This window comes from Streptomyces sp. NPDC012637, from assembly GCF_042954805.1.
In the GTDB taxonomy this organism is placed as follows: domain Bacteria; phylum Actinomycetota; class Actinomycetes; order Streptomycetales; family Streptomycetaceae; genus Streptomyces.
Map to the genome: position 1 here is coordinate 802,262 of NZ_JBIBDS010000002.1, position 14,882 is coordinate 817,143.

Sequence of the window (14,882 nt, forward strand, 5' to 3'; positions counted from 1 at the left end):
TCGAACTTCCCCTGCCGGCCCTGACGGTTCGAACCGACCCGGAAGACCCGGCGGCGCGAACCGGACCCGGCGGACCGATGGCGCCATCGGCCGGGGGTGGGCGGGCTCCTAGGCCAGGATCTCCGCGTACTCGGACAGGGCCTGCGACCACGAGCGGTGGGCGACGGAGGCGAGGACCGGGTTCTTCTCGCGGTAGTAGTGCTCGGTCACGATGCCCCAGCACAGGGCCCAGCCCCGCCCGCGCGCCCAGGTCGCGCCGTCGGCCCGGGCCGCCTCGCGGAACAGGGGCCGGGTCCCGGGCGTGAAGAGGGTCCAGGCGGCCATCATGTCGCAGGCCGGGTCGCCGGTGCCGAGGCCGCCGAAGTCGATGACGGCGCTGAGCCGCCCGTCGCGGGTGAGCAGGTTCCCGGGCAGCAGGTCCCCGTGCACCCACACGGGCTCGCCCTCGTACGCCGGCAGCCGGAGTACCGACTCCCAGGCGGCGGTGGCGAGTTCGCCGTCGAGGGTGCCGTCGGCGCCGAGGTCGCGCAGGGCTCCCGCCATGGCGCCCTGCTCCCAGTCGGTCACCGGACCGCCCCGGAAGGAGGTGGGCCCGCCGGTGGCGTCCGCTCCCCGCAGGGCGACCCCGAAGCGCCCCAACTCCTCGGCTGCGTGGGCCAGATCGGTGATCGGCGCGTCGAAGGCGTCCCGGCCGTCCAGCCACGCGTACACCGACCAGGGCTGCCCGAAGCCCTCTCCCGGCACGCCGAGGGCGACCGGTACGGGCACGTCGAGCGGCAGCGCCGGCGCGAGCCGGGGCAGCCAGCGCTGCTCCTTCTCCACCTGCCCGAGGGCCCACTCGGCCTTCGGCAGCCTCACGGCGAACTCCTCGCCGAGCCGGAACATCGCGTTGTCGGTCCCGGCCGAGGCGACCTCCCGTACGGGAAGCCCGGCCCACTCGGGGAACTGGGTGCTGATGAGGCGGCGTACGAGATCCTCGTCGAGGCGGGTCTGCGGCTGCATGCGCGCGAGGCTACGGCGGGCGGCGGCGAGGCCGCCACGGAGTTTCGCCCGCGGCCGCCGCGGTGGGCCAGGCGGCGCAGCCTCGACGTGCCCGGGTGCGGCAGGCGTGGTGGGCTGACGACGGGAACACGGATCGACCGCCTACAGGGGGCCGAGGGCCGCACTCATGCTCACCACCATCACCGTCGTCATCATGCTGGCCGCGCTCGCGGCCGGCCTGTTCGCCAACCGCATGCGCCGCCGCCGCGCCGATCCCGACGGCGACGGGGACGGCGAGGAGGCCTCGGTCAGCGACCTGATCAGCCCGCTGGAGACGCTGGCCGTGCTGCTCGTGGCCTTCGTGATCGTGGTGGCGGCCGAGTCGTACGGCGCGGCCGGCACCGCCGTGGGCGCGGAGGCCCATCGGGTGGACCAGCTGTACGAGGTCGCCGACTACGCGCCCGAGCCGCAGCGCGAGGGCGTCCAGGCCGACGCGGTCTGCTACGCGCGGGCGATCATGTCCTACGAGTGGCCGATGATGACGGACACGGGCGAGAAGGCACCCCAGGCATCCGTCTGGTCCTCGGACTTCCGCCGCCATTTCAAGGAGCTGGCGCAGCGGGACAGCAACACCTTCGAGCTCCTGGTGCAGGCCGACGACGAGCGTTCCGTGGCCCGCCAGACCCGGTTGTCGGAGGCCATGCCGGCCATCCCGGCGGTCGTCTACTGGTTCATGGTGCTCTCCCTGGCCGCGACGATCGGCGCCTTCGCCTTCGGACTGCCCCGCCGTCGCGGCCCGTCCCACTACGTCCTGCTGGTCGTCCTGGCGGGCCTGTTCACCGGGGCACTGCTCCTGATCGAGGACATCGACAAGCCGTTCTCGGGCCAGATCCGCATCACGAGCGAGACCATGTCGGAAACGGCCGCCGACATCGCCGAGGACTTCAGGGCCGACCACCCGGGCCGCCCCCTCCCGTGCGACCCGACGGGCGCACGACTGGGAACGTGAGACGGAGGACGGGAGGCGGGGGACGTCAGGCGAGGGACGTCAGGCGGGCACACGGGGCGGGGGACGCCAGGCGGGACACGGGGCGGGGGACGCCAGGCAGGGGACTTCAGGCCGGGACGTCAGGCGGGGGACGTCAGGCAGGGGACTTCAGGCGGGGGACGGGGGACGTGAGACAGGGGAGCGAGGCGGGGACTTCGCATCGCGACCGGTCCCTCTCCATCCACCGGCCGTCACCGGCGGCCCGTCAGTCCCGAACGGACGGCCGTGGACGGCCGCTGACCGACCGTGCGCCAGAGGGCTCCCGGTCGTCGACCTCCGCGCCTACCATCACGCACATGTCGATCACTTCTCCCATACCCGTTCTTCACGCCGGCAGGGAAACCGTCGCGCTCGTGGAGAACGAGGCGCTGATCGTGCGCCGTCCGCACGAGCAGACGCACATCCCGCTGCAGGCTGTCAGCCGTGTACTCGCCGAGGGGCAGTCCGTCACGATCGAGCTGACCGCCGCGCCGACCACGGAGAGGACGCACGTCCACCGGATCTGGGACGTGGTGGACGCTGCGTCCGCCGTCGCCTTCGCCGACGCCGTCAACGCGGCCCTGCCGGAGCGGACCGAGGGGACGGAGGCGATCGACGGCGCGGACCTCGTCTCCGGCGAGCGCCTGTACCAGCCGAGCTACCGGAACTGGCTTCGCGGGATGAAGCGCGGCGCGCTCGTCGCGACCCTCGTGGCCATCGGCTCATGCGTGCTCGTGGGCTTCACGGGAAGCCCGGCCGCCATGGTCATCATCATTCCGTTCAGCTTCATCGGGATACCGATCCTCGCGTTCGGCGCGTACCTGGCCTACGCACCGGTCGAGGAGCGGTACCTGCGGAAGCACGGCGTCCGGACGGCCGCCATCCGGCTCCAGGACCGGTCCGGCCTGTACGCGTACACGGATCCGGGCGGCGTGATCCGCACCGTGCGGCACTCCATCCCGACCTGGAGCATCGAGGCGGCGTACGACCCACGCGACCCCGGCCGCGTGCTTCCGCTGCAGTCGCGGGGCCGGCGGATCCGGGAGGCCCTCCTGGCCGTCTTCGTCCTCGGCATCGGCCTCCTCTTCGCCGGCGGAGCCGTCGCAGCGGTGGTCGCCGCCTTCCTCGGCGAGTTCGACAGCCTGATCTGAGAAGCGCCCGCTCGAGGCGCATCGACCTCAGCCGTGTCTTCAGGGGAACAGCGGACCAAGGGAAGGCGTCCCGCTCATTCCCGCCGCGAACCGAGCCCCACGCACCGGCCCGCCACTGTCGGATCCGTCCGGAGCGATACCCGGCCCCATCCACCGCGGCCCGCCATCCGCCTACGGCGCAATGGGCTGCTCCCGCCGGATGCGATACAGCACGCAGGCCCGGAGCGGCCCCTCCGGCGCGAACGGGTCCTCGAAGTCGTCGGCCGGGTCCCGGGTCATGCCGAGCCGCCGCATCACCGCCTGGGACCGCAGGTTGCGGACGGTCGTGGACGCGACGATCTCCTCCAGCCCGAGCACGTCGAACCCGAACCCCAGGCAGGCCCGCCCCGCCTCCGTCGCGTACCCGCGCCCCCACGCCGCCCGCTTCAGCCGCCACCCGACGTCGACCCCGCCGTACGGCAGCTCGTCCCCCACCCGGTCCAGCCCGGCGCGCCCCAGGAACTCCCCGGTCTCCAGCGACTCCAGCGCCCACCACCCGAACCCGCGCTCCGCGAACTCCGCCCGCATCAGCGCCACCGTGGCATCGCTCTCCGTCCGGCCGAGCAGCTCTCCCAGATGCTCCCGGATCTCGGGATCGGCGTTCATCGCCGCCCACGGCTCCAGGTCGTCCTCCCGCCACGGCCGCAACAGCAGCCGTTCGGTCCTCAGCTCGCGCTCACACTCACCCATGCCTCCAGCGAACCGGACGGGACGGGGCGCCGTCGACCGGTTAATCCTTCCGAGGAGAGGCCCACCAGGTCGAGGGCGCCGCGACGGCGTAACCCAGCGACTCGTACAGCGGCCTGCCCAGCTTCGAGGCGGTGAGCGTGACCGGCAGGTCCGCCAGATGGGCGAGGGCGCCGAGCATGACGGCCCGCCCCACGCCACGCGACCGGAACGCCGTCGACGTGGCGACCCAGTAGTGGCTGCCGACGCCGTCGTCCACGACGCTGACGCAGGCTCCCGCGGCCGCGCCGTCGTGCAGGGCCACGAACACGTCCACGCCGGGCTGCCCGATCAGCGCCATCGGGAACAGCTCGCCGGGGCGGTAGGGCTCGAACCCGGCCAGCTCGAAGCCCTCGATCACGATCCGCTCGGCCGTCCGGAGGTCCTCCGGCCGCTGCACCCTGATCACGTCCAGCGCCGGTTCGGCGACGGGGCCGGGCAGGCGCAGCATGACAGGCATCTGCCAGTTGCGCATGCCCAGGTGGCTCAGGTCGGTCGAGCCGAACGGGTCCTCGACGTTCACCGGGCCGGCGGCCCGGTGGGCCAGCTCGCTCAACTCGGCCACTTCGCCGGGGTCGAGGTCGGGCTCCTGGACCAGGATCCGCAGACCGGCACGCTCGCCGCCGTCGACCGCGAGGAATCCCCGTCGCCGGACCACTTCATGCCCGCGGCTGCGTCCGGTAGCGGCCCAGAAGGCGGCGGAGTTGCGGGCCTGCCGCATCGGCGCATCGGCCAAGGACACGGACGCGGACGCGGACGCGGACTGTCCGGCAGAAGGGGAGCTCGTTGTCATTGCGCCTACGGTAGTGCGCAATTGGCCTGCTACACGGGCCAATTGCCTGCGAACCGACCGGGCCAATCGGCGCCGGCACCACCGACAGCGGCGGAGGCGGTACGGGCTGGGCGGGAAGCACCGGTGACACCTCGAAGCGCGCCGGTGCCGGGGCCTTGGGGCGCGGGTTTCTGAGGTGGCGGTGGGCTGAGGGGCAGGAGGGCTTCTGGTGCGGCCGCCCTCTTTCCGAGTGTGGCTCCCTCCACCACCGGGTCAAGGGCGCTCCCTTCGGTCGCGTCGCTTCGCGATGGCCTGCGGCCACCCTTGACCCGGTGGCTCCGGGAGCCTTTTCACACTCGGAGGGCGGCCGGGGGCCCGGCCACGCGGACCGGCCCGGGTAGTCCGCCGCGCCGAGGGCGGGAGGCGGGCCGGTGGTGGGTGGGGCCGGGTATCGCTCCGCGCCGGGGGCATCTGCTTCCCGGTGGGGTGGGGCTGGGCTTGTGGCCAGGGCGGGTGGGACTGCTTGTCTCCGCTCGGGGTGCGGAAGTGGAATGGGGCGGCCCGGGCCGGCTCAGCGGCCAACGACCTTCACATGGCCGGGACTCAGGCCCCGCTGGTCACTCACGGTGGGTGGAGGAGGCCAGCCCGGGGGTGGAGGAGGCCGGCCCGGGGGGTGGAGGGGGCCAGCCCGGAGGGTGGAGGAGCCGGCCCGGTGGGTGGAGGGGCCGGGGCGCGAGCAAACTCGCAGATCCCGAACCGATATGTGACGGAAGAGAACGGATGTGACGAGGGAGACGACCTTGGCCCGTCTCCGTCCCGGTTTGCTCGGAACAGGTGCGCGAACAGGCTTGCACGTCACGCCGGTTGACCTCCGGTGCGACGGGGAGGGACTCGTGTGACTCCAGTGGCATCGCTCGCCTCCTCCCCTCCGCATTCCCGTCGCCTCTGCGGGAAAAGCTGGATATCCCGGGGCCTGTGGTGTGAGGGAAGGGAACCCGTGTGACGAGCAGATGCTCGTGTGACGTGCGGGACAGGTCCGGTGGACTACTCGGCGCGGGAATCACGGACTTTGCTCGCGCCCGCCCCTCACCCGCCGGGCCAGCCCCCTCCACCCACCGCCCCGGCCTCCTCCACCCACCGGGAGTGACCAGCGGGGCATGAATCCCCATCGGAAGACGGGAGTTGGCCGCTGAGCCGGCCCGGGCCGCCCCATTCCACGTCCGCGCACCCCAAACCGAGACAAGCAATCCCACCCGCCCCGGCCACAAACCCAGCCCCCACCCACCGGCCCGCGCCGCCGCAACCGACCGGAGCGATACCCGGACCCCACCCACCACCGGCCCGCCTCCCGCCCACGGCGCGGCGGACTACCCGGGCCGGTCCGCGTGGCCGGGCCCCGGCCGCCCTCCGAGTGTGAAAAGGCTCCCGGAGCCACCGGGTCAAGGGTGGAGCGAAGCGGAATCGCGTCAGCGACGCGACCGAAGGGAGCGCCCTTGAGGCGGTGGCGGAGGGAGCCACACTCGGAAAGAGGGCGGCCGCACCAGAAGCCCACACGCCCCCCAGCCCACCGCCACCTCAGAAACCCGCCACCTCAGAAACCCGCCACCTCAACGACCTCCCACCCCAGCGACCCGACTTCCCGCCCCGCCCCCCTACTCGTCCAGCGCCTCTCGCCACGTCCGTACGGCCTCCGCCGCCACCGGGGCCGTCCAGCCGTTCGGGCGGGCCGCGCCTCCGATGTGGAAGGCGTCCAGGCCGGCGGCGCGGAGTTCGGGGAGGTGGTCGAGGCGGAGGCCGCCGCCGACGAGGATCTGTGGCTCGTAGCCGGGTTCACCGGCGCGGGCGGCCTCGGCCTTCAGGGTGGCCAGGCCGTCGTCGACGCCCGTGGCGGCGCCCGCCGTGAGGTACGTGTCGAGGCCCGGCAGGTCGGCGAGCTGCTTGCGCAGGGCGTCGCGGTCGGCTGCGCGGTCGATCGCCCGGTGGAAGGTCCAGCGGCAGCCGTCGATGACGGCGATCAGGCGCTCGACCGCCACCAGGTCCGGCTCGCCGTCAGGGGTGAGGAAGCCGAGGACGAATTCCGTCGCGCCCGCCCCGCGCAGTTCCGCGGCCCTGTCCACCAGCGCGGCGACGTGTTCGGGGTCGCCCGCCGCGAAGCCGTCCGTCAGCCTGAGCATCACGCGCAGCGGGATGTCCACCGCGGCGCGGATCGCCGCGAAGCCGGTCGTGGACGGGGTGAGTCCGTCCGCCGCCATGTCGGTGACCAGCTCCAGGCGATCCGCCCCACCGGCCTGGGCAGCGACCGCGTCCTCCTCGTCGAGGGCGATCACCTCCAGCACTGCACGGTTGCTCATCGAGTCCGTTCCTCCACCGCTCGCACGCCTACAGGTCTAGTCCAATGTTCGAGACCAGACTAGCCGTGGGAGTGGCCTCCCGCATCGTGCGACGCCTCGTCCACCGGGGCCGGGGCGGAGGAAGTCGCCGGGGCCGCGCCGCCCGCCGCGCCCGCGCGGACCGTGAAGGCCGCCGTGCGGACCTTGCCCTCGTGCTGGAAGTCCAGGAACAGGCGGTACGTCCCCGAGCTCGGCGCCGTCGCGGTGAAGGAGACGTCGGGGCCGGGGCCGCCCTCGTTCGGGTGGACGTGGAGGTAGGCCAGGTCGCCGTCGCGCAGCGCGACCAGGTGGCCGTACGCGCCGAGGTAGGGCTCCAGGTCCGTGACGGGCTTCCCCGCCTTGGTGACGGTCAGGCGCAGCTCGCCCGCCTTGCCCGGGTCCAGCGCGCCGCCGAGGCGGACCTGGTAGCCGTCGACGTCGGCGGTCGGCGCGACCGGCGGCATCGGCTTCGGCGCGTACGCGCCCGGGACGGAGAGGTCCGCGCCCAGCGTCACGCCCTTCGCGCCCTTCACCGCGGGCTTGAAGTCGGCGAAGGCCTTGTAGGCGCCCGCGGCAGGCAGGTCCGCCGCCACGCTCCAGGTGCCGTCCGCGCCCTTCACCGGGTGCAGGTGGCGGAAGACGGTCAGGTCGCGCGAGGCGACGATGAAGTGGAGCTCCTTGCCGTGCTCCGTGGTGAACGCGGTGACCTTCTTCCCGGCTGCGTCCTTGATCGAGAACTTGAGGGTGCTCTTGCCGGGCGCGGGCGTCGGGGTGTCCAGGGCGAGGGTGTAGCCGCCTTCGGAGACCTGGAGGCCGCCGGCGGCGGGCGCGCTCGCCGCGCCCTCGGCGTGGCCGGCGTGGCCGTCCGCGGCCCCCTCGCCCTTCGGCGCCGCCTCCGCGTGTCCGCCGTGCTCGGCCTTCTTCGGCTCGTCGAGCGGTCCGATGCCCTTGCCGACCCCGTACGCGGTCCCGAAGGTCGCGGCGAGCGCGGCGGCAAAGGCAGTGATCTTCACTCCGGTGTTCATGGCTGCTCTCCCGTACGTGGGGTGGCTCCGTTGCGCTTCCGTTGCGCTCCAATGCACCTCACCATACCCCTGGGGGGTATCAAGTCAAGTCGGATCGACACTTGCGCGGCATACGGGAGGGGGGTATACATTGGATCCACACCGATACCCCCCGAGGGTATCCGGAATCGAGAGAGCCACCACCGATGGAGGACGACATGGGTTCCTGCTGCACCCCCGACAACAGCTGCTCCACCAACACCGTGGAGGTCTCGACGGCCACCGCCGTCGCCGACACCACCAGCACGGTCTACGCCGTCTCCGGCATGACCTGCGGCCACTGCAAGACCGCCATCACCAACTCCGTCGGCGCGCTCGCCGGCGTCGTCTCCGTGGACGTCGACGTCGCCGGCGGTCTGGTGACCGTCACCACCGGCGGCGCGCCGGACGACGCCGCGATCGCCGCGGCGGTCGACGACGCGGGCTACGAGCTGACCGGCCGCGCCTGACCGGCGCCGAGCGCCAACCGGCCGCCGGGGCTCGCCCACCACGCCCGGGCCCCGGCCCCCGACCCGTCACACGTACCGAGGAGCAGACCTCATGACCACGACGACCCCCGGCACCGCCCAGGTCGAGCTCGCCATCGGCGGCATGACCTGCGCCTCGTGCGCGGCACGTATCGAGAAGAAGCTCAACCGCATGGACGGGGTCGAGGCCACCGTCAACTACGCGACCGAGAAGGCGAAGGTCACGTTCGACGCCGACATCGACGTCGCCGAGCTCATCGCCACCGTCGAGGCCACCGGCTACACCGCCAAGGAGCCGGAGCCCGAGCGCCCGGCCGCGGCCGCCTCCGGCGACGGTGGCAGCGGTCCCTCCGACGAGGAGAAGGCCGACGCCGAGCTGCGGCCGCTCAAGCAGCGGCTCGTCACCGCCGTCGCCCTCGCCGTACCCGTCATCGCCATGGCGATGGTCCCGGCCCTCCAGATCGAGTACTGGCAGTGGCTGAGCCTCACGCTCGCCGCGCCGGTCGTCACGTACGCCGCGTGGCCCTTCCACAAGGCCGCCTGGACGAACGCCAGGCACGGCGCCGCCACGATGGACACGCTGATCTCGGTCGGCACCATCGCCGCGTTCCTGTGGTCGCTGTGGGCGCTGTTCTTCGGTACCGCCGGCACGCCCGGCATGACCCACCCCTTCGAGTTCACCATCGCCCGCACCGACGGCGCCGGGAACATCTATCTGGAGGCCGCGGCCGGCGTCACCGCCTTCATCCTGGCCGGCCGCTACTTCGAGGCCCGCTCGAAGCGCAAGGCGGGCGCCGCGCTCAAGGCGCTGATGCAGCTGGGCGCGAAGGAGGTGACCGTCCTCAAGAACGGCCAGGAGATCACCGTCCCGACCGCCGAACTCCAGGTCGGCGACCGCTTCCTGGTCCGCCCGGGCGAGAAGATCGCCACCGACGGCACGGTCGTCGAGGGCTCCTCCGCCGTCGACGCCTCCATGCTCACCGGCGAGTCCGTGCCCGTCGAGGTCTCCGTCGGCGACTCCGTCACCGGCGCCACCCTGAACGCCGGCGGCCGTCTGGTCGTCGAGGCCACCCGCGTCGGCGCCGACACCCAGCTCGCCCGCATGGCCAAGCTCGTCGAGGACGCCCAGAACGGCAAGGCCGCCGCCCAGCGCCTCGCCGACAGGATCTCCGCCGTCTTCGTGCCGATCGTCATCGCGCTCTCGCTCGGCACCCTCGGCTTCTGGCTCGGTACGGGACAGGGCCTCACCGCCGCCTTCACCGCGGCCGTCGCCGTCCTGATCATCGCCTGCCCGTGCGCCCTGGGCCTCGCCACCCCGACCGCCCTCATGGTCGGCACCGGCCGCGGCGCCCAGCTCGGCATCCTCATCAAGGGTCCCGAGGTCCTGGAGACCACCCGCAAGGTCGACACGATCGTCCTGGACAAGACCGGCACCGTCACCACCGGCCGGATGACCCTGCTCAAGGTCCACACCGCCGCCGGCACCGACGAGAACGACGTCCTGCGCCTCGCCGGCGCCCTGGAGCACTCTTCCGAGCACCCGATCGCCCAGGCCGTCGCGACCGGCGCCGCCGCCCGCGTCGGCACCCTGCCCACGCCCGAGGACTTCGCCAACATCCCCGGACTCGGCGTCCAGGGCGTCGTCGAGGGACACGCCGTCCTCGTCGGCCGCGAGAAGCTGCTCCACGAGTGGGCGATGGAGCTCACCCCGTCGCTCAAGGCCGCCAAGGACGCCGCCGAGAAGGCCGGCAAGACCGCCATCGCGGTCGCCTGGGACGGCCAGGCCCGCGCGGTCCTCGAGGTCGCCGACGCCATCAAGGAGACCAGCGCCGAGGCCATCCGGCGGCTCCGCGCGCTCGGCCTGACCCCGATCCTGCTCACCGGCGACAACAAGGCCGTCGCCGAGGCCGTCGCCGCCGAGGTCGGCATCGACGAGGTGATCGCCGAGGTCATGCCGCAGGACAAGGTCGACGTGGTCAAGCGCCTCCAGGGCGAGGGCCGTTCGGTCGCCATGGTCGGCGACGGCGTCAACGACGCCGCCGCGCTCGCCCAGGCCGACCTGGGCCTCGCGATGGGCACCGGCACGGACGCGGCCATCGAGGCCGGCGACCTGACCCTCGTACGGGGCGACCTGCGGGCCGCGGCCGACGCCATCCGGCTCTCCCGCAAGACCCTCGGCACCATCCGCTCGAACCTGTTCTGGGCCTTCGCCTACAACGTGGCCGCCCTGCCGCTCGCCGCGGCCGGACTGCTCAACCCGATGATCGCCGGCGCCGCGATGGCCTTCTCCTCGGTCTTCGTGGTCGGCAACAGCCTGCGCCTCCGCGGCTTCCAGGCCGCGGACAAGTGACCGTCCGCCACCGCCTGCTGTAACTGTCCGACAAGGAGGCCGCCGTGGCCGGTTACGTACAGCACAAGGAAGACATCATCAGACGCCTGCGCCGCATCGAGGGCCAGGTCCGGGGAGTGCAGCGGATGGTCGACGAGGACGTCTACTGCATCGACGTCCTGACCCAGGTCTCCGCCATCAACGCGGCGCTCCAGTCCTGCGCGGTGGCCCTCCTGGACGAGCACCTCAGCTGCTGCGTCACGGAGGCCATCGAGGCCGGCGGGGACCAGGCCAAGGTCAAGGTCGGCGAGGCGTCGAAGGCGATCGCCCGCCTGATCAGAACCTGAGGCCCGCGGAGCCCGGCTCCACGGGCCAGAACCGACCTGACGCACTTCGCGTGTGACAAGAGAAAAGAGTCAGCCGCCCTTGTGCGAAGGGCAGTCAGCGGTCAGTCGGACGCTCAGCCGAAGACAGAGGCCGAGCACCTGACGGAGGACCACCAGTTCCGCCGAAGCCGGCGGACCGGGGACGCAGACCTTCGCACAAGGGCGGTTCTTCATGAGGGTCGCCATGAGGGTCGTCATCCCGCCATCGTACCCCTGGGGGGTATACCTGAGCGGGTGAGGCGGCCCGTACGATGAGCCGCCCGTGAGCGGGGAGGGGATGCACGTGCGCCGGCTGGGAGAACTGGAGGCCGAGATCATGGACCGGCTGTGGGCCTGGCAGCGGCCCGCGACGGTCCGCGAGATCGTGGACGACATCAATCTGGGGCGCCGGGTCGCCTACACGACCGTGATGACGGTCGCGGACATACTCCACCGCAAGGGCTGGCTCCGCCGCGAGAAGTCGGGCCGGGCCTGGCTGTACGAGCCCGTTCGCAGCCGCGAGGAGTACACCGCGGGCCTCATGCAGGACGCACTCGGCGACAGCCAGGACCGGCCCGCGGCGCTGCTGCGGTTCGTCGAGACCATCTCCGACGAGGACATGGCCGCCCTCGACGCGGCCCTGCGCACCGCCCGCCGCGCACCCGGCGGCGACTGCGGCGAGAGCAGCGGCTACGGCGAGGGCGGCGGCCTTACCCACACCGGCGGCTACGACGAGGGCGGCTGTTACGGCGAAGGCGGCGGACGCCCGTGAACCACCACGCCCTGCCCCCGCTCGGCCTGATTCTCTGTACCGGCTTCGTCGTCCCCTGGCTGCTCGTGCGCGCCCGCTGGGTCCAGCAGTTGCCGCGGCTCGCGCTCGCGGTGTGGGTCGCGAGCGGCGCGCTGTTCGCCGGCTCGGCCGCCCTGCTCCCGGCCCAGCTGATCCTGCCCAGCAAGACCGGCCACCGCCTCAGCGACGCCCTGTTCGCGCTCCGCCTCCCGCCCCCCGGACGGCTCCTCGAACTGGGCCCGCTGGAGCACACGGCCCTCGGCGTCGCCCTCGCCGTGCTCGCGATCCCGGTCACCGGTTTCGTCCGCGCGCTGCTGCGGGCCCGCTGCCGGCGCAGCCGGCACGCGGAGACCCTGCGACTGGTCGGGCGGTACGACGCAAGCCTCGGCGCCACCGTCCTGGAGCACGAGCGGCCCGCCGTGTACTGCCTGCCCGGCCGTTCGCGCCGCATCGTCGTCTCCTCCGGCGCCATCGACACGCTCACCGAGCCGCAGCTGGCCGCCGCCCTCGCGCACGAGCGGGCGCACATCTCGGGGCGGCACCATCTGCTCGTCGCCGCCGCGGAGTCGTTCGCCTCGGTCTTCCCGTACCTCCCGCTCGCCCGGCACGGCGGTACGGCGGTGCCGCTCCTGCTCGAAATGGCCGCGGACGACCGGGCGTTGCGCCGGTGCTCGCGCGACGCCCTGGCCACCGCCCTGTACGCGCTCGCCTCCGGGAAGGCGCCGCGCGAGGCCTTCGGAGCCGGAGGCCCGTCGGCGGCGCTGCGCATGCGTCGCATCCTCGCCCCGCACAGCGTGGGGCACCCGGTGTTCTGGGGACTGCTGACGATCGCGGCGGCCGGTCTGGCGGCCGCACCGCTGATCATCGCCTGCTGCTCGTTCCCGAATTAATTACTAAGGGAATTCGTAGATTTCACATCGGTCACAACCTGGCCGAATTCCCGGCTATTGTGGGTATGTTGGCGCTCAGCTCGGCACGTCGAAGGGTACGAACCAATGCAGCTGGCGGACGTGCGGGCGGCGGAAGCCGCCGACGCGACGACGATATCCAGGCTGCTTGCGGAGTCCATTCGGGGCAGCTACACGGAAATACTCGGAGAAATCCCCACCCGCCGGCTCGTCTCCTCGCAATGCGCACTCCCCCGTATCCGTGCGGAAATTGAAATTCCCGGCGGCGCGCCCGGCTGGCTCGGCTGGCTGGTGGCGGCCGGCGCGGACGGCACCCTGCTCGGCGCGGTGGCCGGCGGCGTGCCCGTACCGGGCGAGGGCGAGCTGTACGCACTGGCCGTGGTCCCCGGCGCGCGCCGCGGCGGCGTGGGTACGGCCCTGCTGGCGGCGACCGGCGAACGGATGCGGGCGTTCGGCGCGACCGAGCAGCGGGTGACGCTGCCCGCCGGCGACGACCCCTCGCTCCCCTTCTACGAGAAGCAGGGCTTCGTCCCGCTCGGCGGCACGAACCGCCTGGGCCGCCCGCTCTGACGCCCGGCCCCGCGCCCCGCCCTCGACGCCCCTCCCCCGCCCGCCCTCGTACCCGCCTCCTCGGCTCCCTCGTCTCCCCCTCCTCCGCCCGCTCCCTTCCCCGTCTCCCTCACCTCCTCCGCTTCCTCCCCGCCCCCTCCCCGGCCCCCTGGCGGACTCACGCCATCGCGTGTTCACGCCCCCGCTTCCGCTGGAACCGGTGCTCCGCCGCAGGTCAGGATGGAGCCCAGCGGCGCGGCCCCGGCGGCACGGGAGCCCCGCCCGGACGGCACGGACCGAGCGAGCCCTGGAGGAGCGATGCACACACCGAGCGGCATTTCCCTGCCCGTCGTGCCCGCGGCGCTCGCACCGGTCCTGCCGTCCCGATACGGCCTCCACCCCGACCACCTCGAACTGCCCGCCCCCGGCGCCGGCATCCGGCTCGAGTCCGACACCCTTCCCGGACTCGAGACCGTCTCGCCCGGCGACGAGGACTCGGTCTGGCTCCACGACGCGCTCCTCGGCCCGCACAGCGCCGACATCGTCCGGTACCTCGGTCTCGCCCGGTCCACCGGCGGCCCCGTTCTCGATCTCGGCTCCGGCGCCGGACGGCTCGCCGTCCCCTTCGCCCGGCACGGCTTCGCCGTGGAGGCCGTGGACCGGGACGGCCCCGCCCTGGAACGCCTCGAGACCTGGGCCCGGCGCATCGGTCCGCAGGTCGCCGGGCTGGTCGTGACCACCAGGGCCGACCTCACCGAGCTGCGGCTCGACGGCGACTACCGGCTCGCGCTGCTCGCGGGCGCGATGGTCTCCGCCGTGCCGCCGAGCGCGCGGCCGCGGCTGCTGCGCGAGATCGCCTCGCACCTGGGGGCGGGCGGAGCGCTCGCGCTCGACTACACGGCCCACCTGCTGCCCGGCCTGGTCGCCGAACCGCAGCGCACCTGGGCCTTCCAGGTGCCGCGGTTCGACGGCATCGACGAGTGGGTGGTGGCCCGGCAGACCTTCGACCTGCGCACGATGAGCGAGCGGATCACGTACTACTCGGCGCGCACCGGGAAGCTGTCGACCGAGCGGGTCGTGCTCAGCACCGACAAGTGGATCGTGGACGGCGAGCGCCTCGCGGCCGAGCTGCACTCGGCGGGTCTGCACATCGAGGGCCGGCGGCGGCACCGGATCGACGAACGGACCGAGAGCGTGCTGCTCGTCTGCCGGGCCGAGGACTGACCCGCGCCCCGCGCGTACACGGACCTGGCCCGGACCACTGACGGCAGGGACCGCCAAGATGTACGATGCCCACAAAGGTTTGGGCCGACCAGGTGGCGGGTGGCGGGCGGAGAAGATGGCA

The 14,882-nt window shown here is 72.9% G+C and carries 14 protein-coding genes and 1 pseudogene; 9 read left to right on the forward strand and 6 right to left on the reverse strand.

What is annotated here, in order from left to right:
• Positions 1 to 108: 108 nt before the first annotated feature.
• Positions 109 to 1,002 (reverse strand): phosphotransferase, encoded by an 894-nt coding sequence (locus tag ACFY8W_RS11825; protein ID WP_391103318.1) that lies wholly within the window; start codon positions 1,000 to 1,002, stop codon positions 109 to 111.
• 166 nt (positions 1,003 to 1,168) lie between these two features.
• Here ACFY8W_RS11825 and ACFY8W_RS11830 point away from each other — a divergent pair, with 166 nt between their 5' ends.
• Together ACFY8W_RS11830 and ACFY8W_RS11835 are read left to right on the forward strand one after the other, a co-directional pair.
• Positions 1,169 to 1,990 carry a hypothetical protein gene (locus ACFY8W_RS11830; RefSeq protein ID WP_391103320.1) on the forward strand — a complete coding sequence of 274 codons (822 nt, stop codon included), beginning with the start codon at positions 1,169 to 1,171 and terminating at the stop codon, positions 1,988 to 1,990.
• 335 nt (positions 1,991 to 2,325) lie between these two features.
• The gene (locus ACFY8W_RS11835) at positions 2,326 to 3,159 is read left to right on the forward strand and encodes a hypothetical protein (RefSeq protein ID WP_391103322.1); all 834 of its coding nucleotides are present in this window, start codon (positions 2,326 to 2,328) and stop codon (positions 3,157 to 3,159) included.
• Between the two features lie 171 nt (positions 3,160 to 3,330).
• On the opposite strand, the gene ACFY8W_RS11840 is transcribed toward ACFY8W_RS11835, so the two are convergent.
• The 4 genes from ACFY8W_RS11840 to ACFY8W_RS11855 form a co-directional block, all read right to left on the reverse strand.
• Entirely contained in the window at positions 3,331 to 3,888 is a 558-nt protein-coding gene (locus ACFY8W_RS11840) for a GNAT family N-acetyltransferase (RefSeq protein WP_391103324.1), read from the reverse strand.
• Positions 3,889 to 3,928: 40 nt separating this feature from the next.
• The gene (locus ACFY8W_RS11845; protein ID WP_391103326.1) at positions 3,929 to 4,717 is read right to left on the reverse strand and encodes a GNAT family N-acetyltransferase; all 789 of its coding nucleotides are present in this window, start codon (positions 4,715 to 4,717) and stop codon (positions 3,929 to 3,931) included.
• Between the two features lie 1,631 nt (positions 4,718 to 6,348).
• A complete protein-coding gene (locus ACFY8W_RS11850; RefSeq protein WP_391103329.1) occupies positions 6,349 to 7,047 on the reverse strand; it encodes a copper homeostasis protein CutC in 699 nt (232 codons plus the stop codon).
• A gap of 59 nt (positions 7,048 to 7,106) precedes the next feature.
• Positions 7,107 to 8,090 (reverse strand): hypothetical protein, encoded by a 984-nt coding sequence (locus tag ACFY8W_RS11855; protein ID WP_391103332.1) that lies wholly within the window; start codon positions 8,088 to 8,090, stop codon positions 7,107 to 7,109.
• 197 nt (positions 8,091 to 8,287) lie between these two features.
• On the opposite strand from ACFY8W_RS11855, the gene ACFY8W_RS11860 reads away from it, so the two are divergent.
• From ACFY8W_RS11860 to ACFY8W_RS11870, 3 genes are all read left to right on the forward strand, one after another.
• The gene (locus tag ACFY8W_RS11860) at positions 8,288 to 8,578 is read left to right on the forward strand and encodes a cation transporter (protein WP_391103334.1); all 291 of its coding nucleotides are present in this window, start codon (positions 8,288 to 8,290) and stop codon (positions 8,576 to 8,578) included.
• Positions 8,579 to 8,669: 91 nt separating this feature from the next.
• Complete coding sequence (locus ACFY8W_RS11865; RefSeq protein WP_391103336.1) at positions 8,670 to 10,946, forward strand: heavy metal translocating P-type ATPase; 2,277 nt, start codon at positions 8,670 to 8,672, stop codon at positions 10,944 to 10,946.
• A 44-nt stretch (positions 10,947 to 10,990) separates the two neighbouring features.
• Positions 10,991 to 11,272 carry a metal-sensitive transcriptional regulator gene (locus ACFY8W_RS11870; protein ID WP_128981368.1) on the forward strand — a complete coding sequence of 94 codons (282 nt, stop codon included), beginning with the start codon at positions 10,991 to 10,993 and terminating at the stop codon, positions 11,270 to 11,272.
• Between the two features lie 69 nt (positions 11,273 to 11,341).
• Here ACFY8W_RS11870 and ACFY8W_RS11875 read toward each other — a convergent pair whose 3' ends face one another.
• Positions 11,342 to 11,509: a hypothetical protein gene (locus tag ACFY8W_RS11875; RefSeq protein ID WP_391103338.1), complete on the reverse strand. Its 168-nt coding sequence runs from the start codon at positions 11,507 to 11,509 to the stop codon at positions 11,342 to 11,344.
• An 85-nt stretch (positions 11,510 to 11,594) separates the two neighbouring features.
• Between ACFY8W_RS11875 and ACFY8W_RS11880 the strand changes: the two are divergent.
• From ACFY8W_RS11880 to ACFY8W_RS11895, 4 genes and pseudogenes are all read left to right on the forward strand, one after another.
• Positions 11,595 to 11,948: pseudogene (locus ACFY8W_RS11880) on the forward strand (BlaI/MecI/CopY family transcriptional regulator); the annotation flags it as partial.
• Between the two features lie 110 nt (positions 11,949 to 12,058).
• Positions 12,059 to 12,970 (forward strand): M48 family metalloprotease, encoded by a 912-nt coding sequence (locus tag ACFY8W_RS11885; protein ID WP_391103339.1) that lies wholly within the window; start codon positions 12,059 to 12,061, stop codon positions 12,968 to 12,970.
• A 105-nt stretch (positions 12,971 to 13,075) separates the two neighbouring features.
• Positions 13,076 to 13,558, forward strand: coding sequence for a GNAT family N-acetyltransferase (locus tag ACFY8W_RS11890; protein WP_391103341.1), 483 nt, complete (start codon positions 13,076 to 13,078; stop codon positions 13,556 to 13,558).
• Between the two features lie 297 nt (positions 13,559 to 13,855).
• A complete protein-coding gene (locus ACFY8W_RS11895; RefSeq protein ID WP_391103344.1) occupies positions 13,856 to 14,761 on the forward strand; it encodes a methyltransferase domain-containing protein in 906 nt (301 codons plus the stop codon).
• Positions 14,762 to 14,882: the final 121 nt, after the last annotated feature.